A 16,796-nucleotide genomic window follows, 5' to 3' on the forward strand; every position below is an offset into this window, starting at 1 on the left:
GGTAGCTTCGTCCAGCGCGGCTGGTTCGCCGGTGTGCTGGAACGATCTCTGCAAGGCCGCGCCGAGATTCGTCAGGTAGGAGGCGAACGAGCATCGTCGATGGCGGCGACGTCGACGGCACGGCGGAAGCATTCGATCGCCTCGACCAGCCGTTCCCTGTCCCCGGACAGGCAGAACTCGACCTCGAGAGCGCTGCCCAGGTGGGAGAGGCAGCGGCTCAGGTCGGCTTCGCCGGCGTAGGACACCGCGCACCGGCACACCTCGATCGACCGGTCGAGTGCGGCTGTGTCTTCGGTGTACTCGAAGGACAGCCTTAGCGCGTCACCGAAGTGGGAAAGGTACACGGCGAATTGCGGGTCGCTTTCCTGCGCGAGCCCGACCGCATGCTCCGCCGCCGCGACAGCCTCCTGGACGTCGGCGACGTTACCGGACCGCCCGAACCGGTCGAGCAGCACATCGCCGAAGCCGTCGAGCACCAGCGGCAACCGGGTGTCTTCGGCGAGCATGGCCCCTGCCGCTTCGCGCAAGGCGCCGACTGCCTCGTCGAGCACCCCGAGGTCGCCGGTCGCCTCGAACCGGCTGCGCAGCGCGATTCCCAGGTTCGCGAGGTATCTCCCGCGGTCGGGATAGCCCTCCGGAGTGTCGCGTACGACGTCGCGAAACAGGTCGATTGCCTCGTCGAGCCCGGCTGGGTCATTGCTGACTTCGTAAGTGGCGGCGAGTTCGAGCGCGTGCCTGCTTACTTGCTCCACTGCGTATGTCTCCAGCAGTGGGAGCACCTCGGACGGCAAGGCTACCGGCGAGTTTTCGGCGACCGGCGCCCACAATTCGAGAGCTGCTCCGAGCTCGGCGTCCTCCTCCGGGGGCTTGGTGAGGAATCGCGCCCAGCGCCACGACCCGAGCACCGATCGCGCTTCCACGTCATGGGCCAGATCGGGGAGCGCGGCCGCCGCCACGGACTCGGCGAGGAGAGTGATGTCGTCGTCCATCACCCGACTGGGCGCGTCGGCACCGAGCGCCGCCAGCGCGTCGCGGAGTGCTGCGATCACCCGCGATCGCGGGCTGGTCGGGCCTGACTCCTCCACCATGCGACCAAACCTCCGCCAGCAGGTTAGCGCCCGAGTCACCTTCGACCGCGCCGAGAGCAGTTTCCCGCGGGCTCGTGGTCGGTGCAGGCCGTGCAGCGTCCGGGAGGCCGGGCGAGAGGCGAGGAGCGCGAACGGTCAGGTTCCGTTGGGTGATCCGGTGCGCAGTCGGCGGGCCTGCCGTGGCGCCGGTAGCGGGTCATGAGGTCGACGCCGAGGTTGTGCTGCAGGTCCGCTCGATAGTGCGAAGCTTCGGAGGCCAAGCCGGTCAAGCCCATCCGGCGGGTGGCGATCGCGCGGTCGAGATCGTTCGCGGCGAGCCACGCCTCCGCCAGCTGGTCGATGGCCAGCGCCGATTCCGTGCTGCCCGCAGCCGCGCGTCGGACCGCGGCCCTGTGACTGCGCCACCCGGTCGTCGTGGTCCGTGGGATTGGGCTGGGAGGTGGTCATCCACAGCCTCGGCTTCGCTGTCGTCCGGTCACCAGTGGCCGACGATACCTGAGCAGCCGGAGGAGACCCCGGCTCCAGCTGGCGGTCTCGGTGGCGGCGGGTGAGGATGGACGACGGGTCCGGGGCGGCGGAAACGGGGGACGGATGCGGCGGCGGTGGCGGCGACACGAGCCTCCGGCAGTGCCCCTGAGCCCGGCCGGTGAGCGGCTGCACTCCAAGGTGGCCGCCTACTTGAAGTCTTCCGATCCGGCGATGCTCGCCGACGCACAGACGGTGCAGGACACCGTCGAGGTCGCGCGCACGGTCACGTCCCGGTTCCGGGACCGTCCGCCGAACTACCGCGACGCCCACGCGGCCGGGCTGTTGCACTGGCTGCGGGCGGACCATGTCGACACGGCCGCCGCGGCTGTCGAACGCGGTCGAGCGTCGGCGTACTTCCTGCTGTTGCTGCGCCCGCACCGCGGCGCGATTCCCGACTCGGCGCTGGCCGAAGTCGCCGGCATGGCCGCCCGGCACGCCGGCAAACGCGACGGGGTGCCGTTCTGGAGCGCGCTCGCGGAACAGGCACTCACGTCGTTCGACGAGCAAGGCGACGACGCCTCGCTGCACTGCGCGATCCTGCTGCTGCGGTTCGTCGTCGAGGCCGTGGATCCGGCCGACCCCGCGTATTCCGTGTACCTGGCGACGTTGATCCTGACGCTGCGCCGGCAGCCGGATTGGGCGGCTGACCCCGGCATCGCCGGCGAAGTACTCGAGCTCGCCCGGCGTACGGTGGATGGGACACCACGGGACGACGCCGACCGCCCCGTGTATGTCGCGCAGCTGGTCGACGTGCTCACGAGCATGTACATGGCGAACGGTGAGCTCGCCCGGATCGACGAGGCCGTGATGACCGGCCTGAACGCTGTCGGTACGGCGGGTCCCGTGCACCAGATCGCGATCCTCACGGCCACGGCGACCGCCCTGCACAACCGTTACCTCGACACCGACGCGCTCCCCGACCTCCGCCAGGCGATCAGCCTGGAGCGTCGCGCGGCCGCGCTGGCCGACGCCATCCCCGGCTCCGAGGCGGCGCTGCTGTCCACACTGGCCGATTCATTGACCTCGCTGTACCTGCGGACAGAAGACGAGTCGGTCGGCCGCGATGCCGTCGACGTCCAGCGTCAGGCTTTGGCCGCGGCGACGCCGGGCAGCGAATTGCACACCGAAATCAGTTATGAACTGGCCTGCACGATGTTCGCGCGGTTCCGGGGAACCCGAGACCGCGGCGACTTCGACGCCGCGGTCCAGGCCGCCGAAGCCGGCATGCGGATCCGTGCCGAGGAGCGCGGCGACATCGCCCGTCGGCACGGTTTGGCCGCCCTCACGCACCAGTTGCGGCACGAACTGACCGCCGACGTGGGCGACCTGCGGCGTGCTGCCGAAGCCTATGAAGCCGGAGCGAGCGCCTGTGCGGACGACGATCCGACCCGGGCGTCCTACCTGCTGAGCTCCGCCGACATGCTGATGCGGCTCTTCGAGGCCACGGCGGATGACACCCTCGCGGACCGCGCCACCGCATTGCACCGCGAGGCCGCGGCGATCACCACTGCTCCCGTCGCCGATCGCCTGCGCGCGACCGTCGGCTGGGCCGAAGGGGAGGCCCGGCGCGGTCGCTACGACGCGGCCGTGGTTGCCTACCGGGCCGCGATCCGGCTTCTGCCGCTGACCGCATGGCACGGCCTGGACCGAGGCGACCGCGAGTACCTGCTGTCGCTGTCGGCCGGAATGGCGTCCGACGCGGCAGCCGTGGCGATCGCGCTGGACGAGCCGGAGCTGGCGCTGGAACTGCTCGAGGAAGGCCGGGGCGTGCTGCTGCGCCAGGCGTTCGACTACCGCCGGGGGCCCGCACAGCTGCGCGAGCGGCACCCCGAGCTGGCGGCCGAACTGGAAACGGTCCGCCGGAGGCTCGACGCGGCGACCGGCCGGGGAGCGGCGGACGGCCTGATCGATCGACGCGTGCTCGCGCAGCGGTGGGATGCGCTGGTTGCCGAAGCTAGGAGTCTGGCGGGTTTCGACGACTTCCTCATGCCTACGCCGTTCGAACGTCTCCGGGCGGCCGCCGGCTGCGGTCCCGTCGTGGTGGTCAACATCAGCGAACTGCGTTGTGACGCGATGGTGCTGACGAAGGCCGGCGTGAGCGTGGTGCCGCTGCCGGACGTGACACCGGAGGCCGTCAACGAGCAGGCCGGGCGGCTCGACAGCGCGCTCGACTCGGCGGCGCACGACCCGCTGGCCCCGCAGACGCAGTTGACATCGGTACTCACCTGGCTGGGCACCCACGTCGTGGCACCGCTGCTCGGCAAGGTGGCGCCGCGGCGGCGCCAGGGCGAGCCGCTTACGCGGGCATGGTGGTGCCCGACCGGCGTGCTCTCGAGCATGCCGCTGCACGCTGCGCTGCTTCCTGGCGGTGAGGTGGTGTTCGAGCGTTGCATCCCGTCCTACACCGCCACCCTGCGGACGCTCTTGAACGGCCGTGAGCCGGCCACGACCGAGGCTGCCCGGCCGCTGGTGGTCGGCGTGGCGTCGTCCGCGGAAGGGAGCACGCTGTTGCCCAGCGCGGGGGCCGAAATCGCGATCGTGGCGCCCAGCCTCGAAGGCGCCGCGGTTCTGCGGGAAGAAGCCGCGACATGCGCCGCCGTGCTGGACGGGTTGCCGGCGGCGTCTTGGTTCCATTTCGCCGGGCACGCCGAACAGCGCAGCTGGCAGGACGGCGGTCCCGTCCTGCACTGCTGGGACGGGCCGCTGGCGGCCACCGACATCGCCATGGTCGCCCTGGACCGCGCGGAAATCGCGGTGCTTTCGGCCTGCGATACGGCGTTCGGCGACGTCGAGCTCCGAGACGAGGCCGCCCATCTGTCCGGGGCGTTCCAAACCGCCGGATTCCGGCACGTCGTCGCCACTCAATGGCCGGTCAACGACCGGCGGGCGCGCGTGGCGGTCCGGACTTTCTACCGTCACGTCACCGGCGACGCGAAGACCTCGGACGCCGCCCACGCGGCAGTGGCCGTGTGGCAGGTCCTGCGGGACGAGCGAGCGGCGTATCCCGACCGGCCGGCGATCTGGGCGCCATTCGTCCACTTTGGCCCGTGAACTCCGACCTGCGCTGACGCCGGTCGGCGCGTGAACGAGCATTCACCCCGGCACGCCGACCCGGCTGAGGCAGGCGAATCCGGCCCACCGAGCCGGGCTCGGTTTTCCCCAGCGATGCAGCTCGGCCAGCTGTGCGGCTCGCAGGGCCACGGCCGGATGCACGCCGTTCGCCACCTGCCGGACGAGCTCCGCGCAGTGCCGTCCGCCGCTCACGCTGTGCACCTCGATGATCCCGCCGACCACCGCCTGGGCTCCGCCGAGCAGACAGCTGACGGGCAGCCCGAGTGGATCCATGCCGAGCTCGACGGGCACCTGCGCCACGAGGCAGGAGGCAAAGATCACCCAAGGTGGCCAAGGCAACGTGAGCGCTGAACCCGCGGAGATGGCGGGTTTGCCTTCGAAGACGACGTGCTGCGCCATACCGACGTCGTCGCCGTGCGCGGCGATGTAGACACCGCCGACCGAGCCGGACCGCATGGCTCGTGCCATCTCGGGTTCCCCGGCAACGGCCAGATGCCCGAGTGCGGTGAGTGATGCGTGTTCTTCCTCGGTGGCCAGCTCGGGATCGAGATAGCTGACGAGTGCTGTTCCCGAGCCGGCCGGCGGCCACGTCAGTTCGGGGGCCATCAGCGCGAGGGACGGTGTCAACTGGATCACCGCCGCCTCCACCAACGCCCGGCCGTCATCGAGGCGGAGCGCCGCCCACGGGAACGCCGCGAGCCGGCCCTGCGGAACGATCACGAGGCTGACCGGCCGGGCGAGGCCGGCCAGCAACGTCCGCAGGGCCGGCGGCAGGAGTCCGGCGCACAGTGTGCGCCACCGGTCGATCTCCGCGCTCGTCAGGCGGCTCCCCATCACCGTCCGGCGCTCACCGGTGCCCGTGGCCCACAGCGCCGCCAGCAACGACGGGTCGGACAGGTCGATCGGGTGAATCGACGGCGTCCCGTCCGGTTTCGACCAGATGACGTGCCCGCGGATGCGTGTGCCACCGAATTCCTGCAACTGGTAGACGAGGCAGTGGGCGCTGCCGGTGGCGGCTCGAAGCCGGTCGAGGTCGACCGGTTCGGGCAGGTACGCCTCCGCGAACTGGGCGGACACCACCTGGGTCAGTTGATCGTGATAGTGGCCGAGCCGGGCCGTCGTCGGTTCGGCCGGCACGCGCTCCTCGAGAACGGTGATCGCCTCGACCGCGGCACGCAGCTGGTCCGACAGGCCGGGGTTACGTTCACGCAGCATCTTCGCGAGCGAGCCGCGCCGCAACGATTCGGCCAGCTCGACGGCCAGGAAGCCGGCGTCCGGGTCGTGCGTGTGCAGCCTCGTCATCGCGTCCAGCGCCGCACCGTAGACGTCCCCGTGACGATTGATCAGCTGGTTGCGGTGCACGCCCGCGGCGAATTGGCCACGCATCGCTTCCAGCTGCCGCACCCCCTCGGTGAGATCGGCAAGGCCTCGGTCGGCCCTGCCGACGTTGAGTGCCGCGCCGAGCAGGATCCGGGCGATCGCCTGGTCGAACTGGTCCTCGGGCCGGACGAGTGTGTTCATGGCCTGTCTCAGGTATGACGACGCCGTCGACGGCTTGCCGTGCCGCAGTTCCATGCGTCCGAGCAGCAGGCGGATCCGCGCCATCGCGATCGCGATCTGGAGCTTGCGTTCCCGGTCGACTTGATCGTAACCGTCGGGGTCGAACTGCAGCAGCTCAAGCAGGCGCTGCTCCAGGGTCGCGAAGTCCGCGCGGCCGTCCAGCACGGACACGACCGCCACTTCGGAGTCGAGCAACTGCTGCATGTTGCCGCCCCGCAGGAGGCCGCCGGCTGCTCTGGTCAGCTCGATCAGCGCGGCGTCCGCTTGGCCGGGTTCCAGCGCCAGTGCCTGCGCACGCGCGGTCGCCACCAGCGGGTCGCGGTACCGGAGCACAGCAGGGAGGTTGAGCAGCTCTTTGGCCTTCGTTGTGTCACCCGCGGCGAGCAACACCCGGCCTGCGGTGCCGTAGACCATCCCGGCGACCGGATCCGTTTCGGTCACCATGCTCCGGGCCTTATGCGCCTGGTCCACCGCAGCCTGAAGCGAACCGGCTCTCAGGTCGACGTAAGCGCTGGCGGCGTACGCCGCCGCACGGGAGGCCGTACTCACGTTCTCGTCGGTCGCGAGGCTCGACCACAGCCGCCTGGCGACGTGGTGCCGATCCTCGTTCATGGCCCGGCGTGCTGCTTTCCAGATCTCTCGCGTCCCGGGCGCACCGATGCCCCAGGGCAGCTTGGGCGCCGATACGGGTGCGCCGAGCAGCCGGTTCTCCACCGGGTTCGCCACGCGTGGTGCCATCAGGCCGAACAGGACCGCGATGGCGAGTAGCGGTAGTGCCGCCCAGCCGTACAGCAGAAAGGACACCACGGCCGACAGAACCGGCCCGACGACAGGCGGTGTGTTGCCTCGTCGCGAAACCGACCACGTGAGCGACGCGGGCGGCAGCAACGCGACCCAGGCCGGCACCGTCCACCCGAACAGCTCACCCGGGTTCACGAGCCCGAGCAGTGCAACGGCCGCCAGGGTGACGCCAGTGGCACCCAGCCTGACCAGAACTCCGAGGACGCTCTCGGCGAACACCATCCGCAGCATCCGGACCTCGACGTTCGGCCCGGCGGTCGAATACGGCCACTCCCACAGAAACAGCCCGCGCGCCAGAATCCGCGTGGTCGCGAGCAGTTTGCGCGCGTCTGCCGTCGCCCACGCGGCGAACCATGTCTCGAACACCCGGTCCAGCAGCTCCAGAGAAAGATCAGGAGTAACCAATTCGCGCTGAAGGGCCCGCTCGGCTTGATACGGCCGGAGGTCACCGAAGAGCGCACGACGACCTCGGCGCACCGCCAACAGCCCGCGCGACCAGGTCCGTCCGGCGAGCCGAACGGCGGCGGAGCCGGCAGCGGCGCGGGCCAGTACGGCGATCCCGGCCAGCGGCGACACCAGATACACCGGCACGGCCACGAAGATTCCGAGCCACTGCCACCGGACCGGTCTCACCAAGACCACGAGGAGGAAGGCGCCCGACGCCGGCAGGAACCCCGCGCCGGTCACCCCGGCCAGCACACAACCGACGAGCGCGACGACCGTCGTGAACGGCTTGAGATACAGCCAGCACGCTTTGGCCGGCGTCGGCCACGCCTGCCGTTGCTTGCGGAGCGCATCGCGCATCGTCCGGGGTTCGGTTCGTGCTTCGGTCATGTCAGCGCCGGGCTTCTCGCATCGGTGCGCCGATGCGTCGCCACTCCTGGTCCGGGAGCGGCTCACTGTTCCGTGAGCCGGTCCGGACGGCCAGTTCCGTTCGTGCGATCAGCAGCTCCCCGCCGGGCTGTTTTCCGGCTTCCAGCAGCATTCGCGTCACCTGCTCGGCCGTCAGCCCGGCCAGCGTCAACAGGGCGTTCCCGCCGGCTCGCTCCTTCCCCAGTGCGATCCGGGCGTGGGAGTGGGGCAGCAACGCACCGACCACAGCGAGCAGGTGAACGTCCGGCGGCGTCGCCTGGTCCGGTCGCTGCGCGGCCACAAGAGCGGCCTCCGCCGCGATCACCGTCCACACCGTGCCTTCGATCAAGCCACCTTCACTGCCGTCCACGGGGAACAATGGCCCGGAATCGGCGGGCCACCGGGATGGTTCGATCCGGAGGGCGGCCGTCACCAACGTCACGGTGTCCACCCGGCCGTCGCCCAGCACCGTCAGATATCGCGTGAGCGCGGGCGGCACGTCGGCAACGGCCGCGGCCAGGGCCCGTTCGGTCAGCGGAGCGATCCGCGGGAACCGCAGCCGGATGTGGAAAGCCAGCCGTACCGCCAGCTCCAGCCCGGCGGCGACCACGGCCGGCCAAGCGCCGATCACCAACGCGCCGATCGCGCCGGCGCCCGTAAGCATCGTCGAGCTCTGCGTTCCGGCCAGCACGACGACGGAAACCACCAGCCAGGACCAGTTGCCGACCACTGCCGCGTGGACGGTGGCGCCGACAGCGATCACCGTGGCCGACAACGCCGGCCAGGCCCAGAGGCGCTTCCCCGACACGAACTGCCCCGTCATGGCTGAGCCCTCGCGACCGTCTTGGCGGCCCTGCTTTGCAGCCGCGCGGCACGCAGTGGTGCCAGGGTGACGTCGAAGCGGGCGCGGGCGGTCACAGTGCCCTTGCCACGTGTGACGAAGGCGCGGTATTCCGCGAGCGTCAGCCGTACACCCGTCCGGGCGGTCAACGCGCCGCGTTCGGCCCGCTCGCGAAGCCAGCTCACGAGCGCCTCGGCGGACAGCACGACGGCGGCGACGGGGTTGAAAACGGCGAGCCCTGCCGCGCAGGCAGCGGGGAACCACGCCGTGACGGCCGGTGGGCCCAGGAAGACGACGAGCAAGAAGCCGAGCTCCCACCAGCTGCCGCCCGACATCGCGTGCCGCACTATCAACACCGCAGTAGCCACCAGCAGAGCCAGGTTGGCGATCGACCAGAAACGGACGTCACCGTGCACGCGTTGCCGAGTCGTCTCGTCGAGCTCGGTCATGGCCCCGGCCGCCAACTGCCGTGGGGTCACACCGGCCACGCTCAGAACGGCCGTGAGCGCAGGTGAGGGGCGGTCGGCGAGAGCGAACACCACCTGGTGCGTGTTCGGAGCCATCACCCCGAACTCCTCCTGCGCAGACTCGACGACCGACGTCGCCGACCGGGTCCCGAACAGCCGCCCCTCGGCCGCGAGTTCCGCATGGGCCTGCGTGAGAAGCCGGTCGTTGCCGGCACGGCCTATCGCGCCGCTGTCGATGAGAACCGCGAGCAGGTCCAGGTCATCCGGCCGGCGGGGGCGGGACAGCCGCTCGGCTCGCTCGACCCAGCCCGCGTCCCGCCCGGGCTCTTCGAGAGGCAGCAAGCTCTCGTGCGGACGCAGCAGATCATGCTCGACGAGCGCCAGCAGCTCGTCGTGCCCGATCTCTCCGCCGGCCAGCAGAGTCCGCGCCGCGCCCGCGTTCTCATCGGCCAGCAGGGCGAACGCGAGCAGCCCGGCGGGTATCGGAGACATGCCGTGTCCGGTGGCGATCTCGGCGGCGAGGGACAACGACCGCGCGAGATCACCGGAGACGCGGACGCCGTGCCAAGTGGTCGCCTGGTGGACTCGGTCCTGGTCCTCCGCGGCCGATAGTGCCGGTGCCGTTGTTCCGGTCCGGCCCCATATGCGGTCCCAGTTTCCGTGGATGTCCATGCGGGAAAGCGTGAAAAGAACACGACCGGTGGAGAGTATTTCGTGCGGACGCAACTCCTCCGCCGCCAGCCGGCAGGCGCCGGTCGCGGTTTCGCCGAGTGGGGTCGTCTTCCACGCCCAGCTCAATGCGCCTGCCAGTCGGTGGTTCGTGCCACTTCGTCACCTGCATGGTACTGCGGATGGATCAGCGGATATTACCCGATGCGACGAGCCGCTCCATTGACAAAAACTGGACACCCCCAGCCTCATTCCGGAATTCGCCGTTGTCTTTCCGCAAGTCCGTGGAGCAGCCGGCACCCGCGCTTTTGATCAGCGTGCGCGGTGTTTAAGGTGGCACCCATGAGCAGTGACATGCCGGGGCGACCGCCGGGTGGCGTGCCGACGATGCCGGATGATCTTCGATCCGACGTTCTGGACATCTTGTCCGACGCTGTGCAGTGGCGGCTTCCGGCGGCCCGGTGGGAAGGCGTCGAGAAGCTGGTGCAGGCGCTCCACGACGCCATCAAGCAGGGGGACTCGGCGAAGCTGGAGGAGATCCTGGGCGATCTGGAGCTCGCCGCGCCCCTGCGCATCACGCCGATCGGTGGTGAGCAGACGACGCCGGCGACGTCGAAGTTGCGCAACATCGCCGCCGGCGTCGTGCACGACCTCGGCCAGGGAATCGGCTCGGATTCCCGCGCACCAGGCGACGACCGGCGCGACGAGGATGACGCGAGCGATGCCACCAGTCGTTGACCAGGAATTCGTCGCACACCTGTTCGCGTTCGAAGACGGACCTCGCGCCGACCGTGCCTATGAGCAGTTGCGTGCCCTGTGGACGGCCTGCGGCGACCAGCTTGGCATGTCGGTCCCGATCGACGGTCTCGGAGTTCCGGATCGCCTGCCCGAGAACAGAGAAGATCTGCGTCCCGGGGACTACATCGCCGCCCGGCAGCGCGCCGGCAAACCGGATCGGCAGTGCGTTCTGCGTCGCGTGGCCGGTGGGGTGCTCGCCCTGTCCGTGATGATGGTTCAGCCGCAACCGGAGCGGACCGGTGCCCGGTGGCGCCGGGGGACCGGCACCCGGCTCGGGTGGACCGACTTCGCCCAGTTGTGGTCACGAGTGACTGCCGGTGGAACGGACGCGCTGCTCGGCGAGACTGTCTTGCTGGTGGCCAGGACCCAGACGAAGCGGAATCCGTCGGCGAAGGCCACCGCACAGCTCGGGAGGTCGCTCGCGGACTTGATGCCCTACGACGAAACCCGAGATCGGGAATGGTGGCGTGCGGGCGGCACGACGGCCGGTGGCCTGGGCGTGTGGGACGTTCGTCGCAGAAACCCGGCCGGTGCGCGGGAATTGGTGGTCGTGGCTCCCCCGGCCGGGGACCGGGAGCTCAGCGAATGGGTATGGCTGAAGCCGGATGCGCTGTTGCCGCCGCTGGCCGAGTACCTCCTCGAGGCAGCAGTCGTCCGGCATCACGTACGGGTGCTCGATAGCTGGCAGGCGGCACCGCGGCTGGCGGACCTGGACAGCCTGGTCGCCGAGATCGGCGCCACGTTTGGCTCGGCACCGCCGTCCGGCGAACGGCCGGGGCTCCTGCGGAAGTACCTGAATCGACTGCAGGAGAGCGAACTGCAGCTCGGCACCCTCATCGACCGCCTGCAGGCGGTCGTCGACCAGACCGACGCGGGCACGCGCCGAATGGCGGAAACCTGGAGTGATCTCGACTCGGTGCTCCCGAACGACCGTTCGCTCGTCGCCTGGCTCGGGGACGAGGCGACGGCCGAGCTGGCACGCCAACGCAACCGGCTGACCCGTGTGACGCACACACGGCAAGTGGTCGCGGACGAACTCGATCGAGCGCCGCGCGCGGCGAACGGCGCCGAGACGACGCGGGCACCGGACGACCCTTCGCGCAAGGTGTTCGTCATACACGGCCGCGACAAGGAGGTGCGGGAAACCTTTTTCTCGTTCTTCCAGGCTCTCGATCTGCGGCCGCAGGACTTCGAACTGCTCGTCAACGCCACCGGGAGCACGTCTCCCAGCCTCTTCGACGTGGTTCGGCTTGCGCCCGAGATCACACAGGCGATCGTTGTGCTGATGACCCCGGACGACACTGTCATGCTGCACCCCGATCTGGCGAATGAGCAGGATCCGAACTCCGAGACCGGGGTGGGGAGCCAGGCGAGACCCAACGTGCTCGTGGAGCTCGGGATGGCGTTGATGGCCTACCCGGAACGTACGATCATCATCGAAATGGGCTCCCTGCGGACCGTCAGCGATCTGGCCGGCCTGCACGTCGTTCGGTTCGACGGATCCGCTCCTGCCATCGCCAAGGTGAAGTCCCGGCTGCGGGAGGCGGGGTGCCCGGTCGACGACAGTGACAGGAGCTGGACGGGTCCCGCCCGGTTCGCCCACCTCGCCGCCTTGAAAAGGAGACCCCACGAACTCGGCTGATCGGCGAAGCTTGCCACGGACTGGCTGCGCAGGCTATGCCGCGAAGGCCGCGCCACGATGCCGACGTTGCCGGAAAGTGCACCTCGGTGCCGTTCCGATCCGCACACTCGGGACTATGGGCGAAATCGGCCTACTCTGGATTACCTGCGCCCGACGACGTGAGAGAGGCAGGCCGAAGTGCCGAAAAGGCCAGGGCGGAACCAGGTTCGGTTAAGTGAGGGGCTGGCCAAAGCGGTAGGTGTGCTCGGCGGGGTTCGCGCGGCCGAGGCGGCGAGCGGTATCGGGAAGTCGACGTGGGACGACGCGCAGAAGGGGCGAGCACTGCCGAACCCGGCCACCACATGGCCGGTCATGCGCGTGGTACTGATGAAGATCCCGGTCACCGTCACCGGAGTCCGGGATTGGGACGAGCTCTACGAGGCTGCGTGCGCCGAGGCCGGCGTACGGGCCCGTCGGACCGCGCCGACGGGGGGCCCGCCCGGCGCCTCGCCCGCTCGCGGTGGCCAGGTGCCACAGCTTCTTCCGCCTGGCGTGGGTGCGTTCACCGCCCGGAGTGGCGAGCTCACCCGTCTGGACGAGTTGTTGCTGGGCGAGGGCAGCAGCTCGGTGCGGATGGTGGTGGTGACGGGTGAGCCGGGCATCGGCAAGACGGCGCTCGCGGTCACCTGGGCCTGGCGGCATGTCGGCGAGTTCGACGGCGGCGTTCTGTACCAGGACCTGCGGGGCTGGGGGCCGGACGAACCGGCGTCCGCCGAGGAGGTGCTCACCAACTGGCTCAATCAGCTGGGGCTGGACACCTCCGCCATGCCGGACGACCTAGCCAGCCGCTCGTCGGCGTTGCGGTCGACACTCGCGGGCAGGCGGGTGCTGGTCCTGCTGGACAACGCCAAGGACGAGGAGCAAGTCCGGCCCCTGCTGCCGGGGACGCCGTTGTGCCCGGTTGTGATCACCAGCCGGGAAACGTTGTCCGGCCTGGTCATTCACTACGACGCGACGGTGGTCAAACTGGACCTGTTGACGACTGCGGAGTCCGTACACCTCCTGCGCGAGCTGGCTGGCCCCCGGGTGGACGAAGAAACGACGGCGGCCGAGCGGCTCGTGGACCTGTGCGGGCGGCTCCCGCTCGCATTGCGGGTGGTCGCGGCGAACGCACGAGTACGCACGGAGGCGTCCCTCGCCTCACTTGTGGAAGAACTGGTCGATGAACACGATCGCCTGGAGGAACTCGACGGACCCGACCCGCGGTCGGCGCCACGCGGCGTGTTCTCGTGGTCGTACCGTCGGCTCCCCGCCGATGTCGCCGCGGTCTTCCGGGCAGTCGGCCTTTTCCCCGGACGGACTTTCGATGCGAACACGATCGCGGCGCTGTCCGCCCTGACACCCCGGACCGCCGCCAGGCACCTGCAGACCCTCGCACGCGTGCACCTCGCCCGGCAGGTCGCGGGACGGTTCGAAATGCACGATCTCATCCGGCTCTACGCAGCGGAGCTGGCGAACGACGACGGTGACACTCACGACGCCCGTCAGCGGGTATTTGACTACTTCGTGCACACCGCCAGGTTCGCGGACGAACTTCTGGAGCCGCAACGGTACCGGGTTCCGCTCTCCGGAGCCGCGCCGGTACCGCCGCCGTTCGACGACTATGAGGGTGCCTTCGCGTGGTTCCATGCCGAGGCCGCCAACGCCGTCGCGTTGTGCAGGCTGGACGATCCGCGGCTGGACACCGCGAGATGGCTGCTGGCGTCCTTCTTCCGCGGGTTCTTCTTCCTCACCAAGCGGACCCATGAGTGGATCGAGACCCACCGGCTCGCGCTGGCAGGAACGATCCGCTCCGGTGACCGGAAGGGCGAAGCCATCACCCGGAGCTATTTGGGAGTCGCCCTGCACGAACGTGGTGACGACGAAGCCGCGCTGGCCCAGTACGAGATCGCCAACCGGCTGTTCCACGAGGTGGGCGACGAGCACGGGGCCAGCAACACGCTCGCCCAGCAGGCAGTGGCCCACCGCCGTCGTGGTGAGTTCGACCAGGCGCTTCGGCTGACCACGAAGGCACTCGCCTTCTACCGGAAAGCGGGGTCGGCCCGCAATGTCGCCATCACGATCCGCTCGCTCGGGTGGATCGAACTGGAGCTGGGGCACCTCGCCGACGCGGAACGGCACCTCACGGAGTCGCTCACGCTCTGCCGACAGCTGGGCCGGGGGATGGTCATGGACATCGCTCGCGCGCACAACGCCCTCGGCCAGGTCCTGCTACGCCAGGGCAGGTACTGCGACGCCGAGCAGTCGCACAGGTCCGCCATGGAGGCGAGCAGCAGCTGCGGCAGCCGGTTCGAAGGGGCGTTGGCCCTGGACGGCTTGGGCAAGGTCGCCCGGGCCACCGGCGATCACACGGCCGCAGACGCGTTCTTCCAGGAGGCCGTGACCCTCTTGGACGAGATCGGATCGCCGCTGGCGAGCGAGCTGCGGGCGGATCTCCGTGCGTTCCGTGCCGGTGATCGCCGGCGATGACCTGGTCAGGCGTCCCTGGCAAAGATCCGGCCGGTTCGGCGGGCGTCGATACCCGTCACACAGAGTCCCGTCCGGTCGGACGGGCCCGCCAAGACTGTGTTCGTCATCGTCGGGCGCGTCCGAACGTCGGTGCGGGACTTGGAGCCGGGGAAGGCGAAGACCTTCAGCCTGACCACGACCGACGATGTCAGCCACCACGACGACTATCGGGTACGGATCGAAACGCTCCGGTGACCTGCCCGAGGCCGGCTTGGATCTGAGCTCGCGCGTCGACGTTCCGCCCGGGGCGAACGGTCGGCCGGCACGACAGCTCCGCGCACATCCATGGCCATGGCCTTGTGGTTCGAAGGCGGGTACTCGATGCCCGGCGAGGTAATCGACCAGGTTGAGGCCGAAGCTCGTGACGCCGCCGAACGAGGACAGGGCGGTGATCAACGCCTGCGGACCGTTTAGCCCACCCCAATGTGCGAGGAACGCTGTTGCCCCGCTGGCCACCACCGCGAGGGACATGGTGAAGACGACCCGCAGCAGTCGCCTCGAACGGTCAGCGCTCACGGTCGGCCTCCGTCGTCCGCATGCTGGCTGACGTAGACCCAACTGGTGATGGGGACGTTGCCGAGCTGATAGCACGACCGCTGGAAAGAGTCGGCGCGCACCGCGCCACGCACGTGCCGGACTACGTTTTCGTACACGTAGCTGGATACCATCGTTGCAAACTCCTGGCCGGAGCCGTCCAGCCGGTACCGAAGTTCATCGGAATCAACCATGCGTGCAGCGTGGATCACGGAGGCGTTCGGGTAGCCGGTGTCACCGAGGGCAACCGGCCCGACGTGTACGGCCGAGCGCAGCTGCAGTCGATCCGTGGCGCCGCGATTGTGCCGGCTGATGCTTTCGCCGAGCAGGGGGAGCAGCGGCTCGATGAGCAGCGACGTGGACAGCGTCGGCGGCACGACCGTGAGCAGGCCGTCACCGCGGTCATGGTGGTGGCACCTGCGCCAGTTCAGCCCGGATTCCGTGAATGCGTCGGTCAAGACACGCCACAGCGTCGTACGCAGAACCGCGCGGTCGTAGTCGTCCCGGCGGGGATCGCTGTACCCGACGATGTCGGTGATGAATATCGAACAATTCAACGGTGGGGTCAGCGCGGCGCGTGGGGGAGGCGTTGACGTCTTCGCTGTGTTGGGCATGCGGCAAGCGTGCCGGGGCGGACACCTGTCCGGCGACCGTTGTCCGGCGCCGGACAACCCCCGGACGACTCGCCGCCTCGGGGGTCCGCGGGCGAACTCGTCCGGCTCCGGACGGCGCACGCGGCCTCGTCAGGTGCGATGTGCGTCAGCTGGGCCGGTCAGCCGTCGTGACTGACCCAGTGCATTTCGTAGCCGGCCTTCTGGAGACCGATCGCGGTCTGCCGAACATCGTCCCGGCGCAGCTCACGCCAGAGTCCCAGCAGATCGGAGATCGGCTGAGGGAGCGGAACGTCCTCGAACCGGCTGGGTTCGCGCCACCGCGGGTTGATCGTCCGGAACTGGTAATCGCCGTGGTGCGCGACACCTGTCAATTCGGCTTCGAACGGATGCCAGCGCAAGGTGTGGCCGTCGGGCCGAGCATCGAGGAGCGAAAAGCCCATGGCAGCGTCGGCGCTTGCCGGCATTTCGAGTGCGGTTCGCAGGTCCCGGTCCTCCCACAGCACCAGCAAGCGGGTCAACGCCATGACCGACGGCAGCAAGCCGAGGCCGGCGATGGCGGTGGCGGCGTCTTCGCCACGGTAGAACGGCCGGCAGACGATGTAACCGATGTACGGACTCGCCATGTCCTCGGCGAACATGTGCACCTGCGGTCGCGGAAAGAAGCCGGTCTGCCGAAGTTCGGCAGCGGCGGCTTCGAGCAGGATTGCGGGTAGGTTCTCGACGATTTCAGGCATAGGGAGAGTATGACCGAGTCCAGGATGAGAGGATCGGGGCCCGCCGCAT

The 16,796-nt window shown here is 69.4% G+C and carries 10 protein-coding genes; 4 read left to right on the forward strand and 6 right to left on the reverse strand.

The annotated features are described in order from the left end of the window. Positions 1-71: 71 nt before the first annotated feature. On the reverse strand, positions 72-989 hold the full coding sequence (locus ACLJQF_RS21705; RefSeq protein WP_410611118.1) for a hypothetical protein: 918 nt from the start codon (positions 987-989) through the stop codon (positions 72-74). Between the two features lie 726 nt (positions 990-1,715). Here ACLJQF_RS21705 and ACLJQF_RS21710 point away from each other — a divergent pair. Continuing rightward, positions 1,716-4,667: a CHAT domain-containing protein gene (locus tag ACLJQF_RS21710; RefSeq protein WP_410611119.1), complete on the forward strand. Its 2,952-nt coding sequence runs from the start codon at positions 1,716-1,718 to the stop codon at positions 4,665-4,667. A gap of 42 nt (positions 4,668-4,709) precedes the next feature. On the opposite strand, the gene ACLJQF_RS21715 is transcribed toward ACLJQF_RS21710, so the two are convergent. Genes ACLJQF_RS21715 through ACLJQF_RS21725 form a run of 3 tightly spaced genes read right to left on the reverse strand, consistent with a single transcriptional unit; the run spans position 4,710 to position 9,881 of the window. Next, positions 4,710-7,883, reverse strand: coding sequence for a CHAT domain-containing protein (locus ACLJQF_RS21715; protein WP_410611121.1), 3,174 nt, complete (start codon positions 7,881-7,883; stop codon positions 4,710-4,712). Position 7,884: 1 nt separating this feature from the next. Next, positions 7,885-8,724: a hypothetical protein gene (locus ACLJQF_RS21720; RefSeq protein WP_410611123.1), complete on the reverse strand. Its 840-nt coding sequence runs from the start codon at positions 8,722-8,724 to the stop codon at positions 7,885-7,887. After that, on the reverse strand, positions 8,721-9,881 hold the full coding sequence (locus ACLJQF_RS21725; RefSeq protein WP_410611125.1) for a hypothetical protein: 1,161 nt from the start codon (positions 9,879-9,881) through the stop codon (positions 8,721-8,723). Before ACLJQF_RS21725 ends, ACLJQF_RS21720 begins: the two co-directional genes overlap by 4 nt. A 339-nt stretch (positions 9,882-10,220) precedes the next feature. Between ACLJQF_RS21725 and ACLJQF_RS21730 the strand changes: the two genes are divergently transcribed. The 3 genes from ACLJQF_RS21730 (at position 10,221) to ACLJQF_RS21740 (ending at position 14,826) form a co-directional block, all read left to right on the forward strand. Further along, positions 10,221-10,616, forward strand: a complete 396-nt coding sequence (locus ACLJQF_RS21730) for a CATRA system-associated protein (RefSeq protein ID WP_410611127.1) — start codon at positions 10,221-10,223, stop codon at positions 10,614-10,616. Then, positions 10,600-12,318, forward strand: coding sequence for a CATRA conflict system CASPASE/TPR repeat-associated protein (locus tag ACLJQF_RS21735; protein ID WP_410611128.1), 1,719 nt, complete (start codon positions 10,600-10,602; stop codon positions 12,316-12,318). Before ACLJQF_RS21730 ends, ACLJQF_RS21735 begins: the two co-directional genes overlap by 17 nt. Positions 12,319-12,495: 177 nt before the next feature. Then, entirely contained in the window at positions 12,496-14,826 is a 2,331-nt protein-coding gene (locus ACLJQF_RS21740; protein WP_410611129.1) for an ATP-binding protein, read from the forward strand. A 551-nt stretch (positions 14,827-15,377) separates the two neighbouring features. Here ACLJQF_RS21740 and ACLJQF_RS21745 read toward each other — a convergent pair. Continuing rightward, the gene (locus ACLJQF_RS21745; RefSeq protein ID WP_410611130.1) at positions 15,378-16,013 is read right to left on the reverse strand and encodes a hypothetical protein; all 636 of its coding nucleotides are present in this window, start codon (positions 16,011-16,013) and stop codon (positions 15,378-15,380) included. A gap of 158 nt (positions 16,014-16,171) precedes the next feature. Then, a complete protein-coding gene (locus ACLJQF_RS21750; RefSeq protein WP_410611131.1) occupies positions 16,172-16,747 on the reverse strand; it encodes a hypothetical protein in 576 nt (191 codons plus the stop codon). Between the last annotated feature and the right edge of the window lie 49 nt (positions 16,748-16,796).

Source organism: Amycolatopsis sp. lyj-109 (assembly GCF_046548995.1).
GTDB lineage: Bacteria > Actinomycetota > Actinomycetes > Mycobacteriales > Pseudonocardiaceae > Amycolatopsis.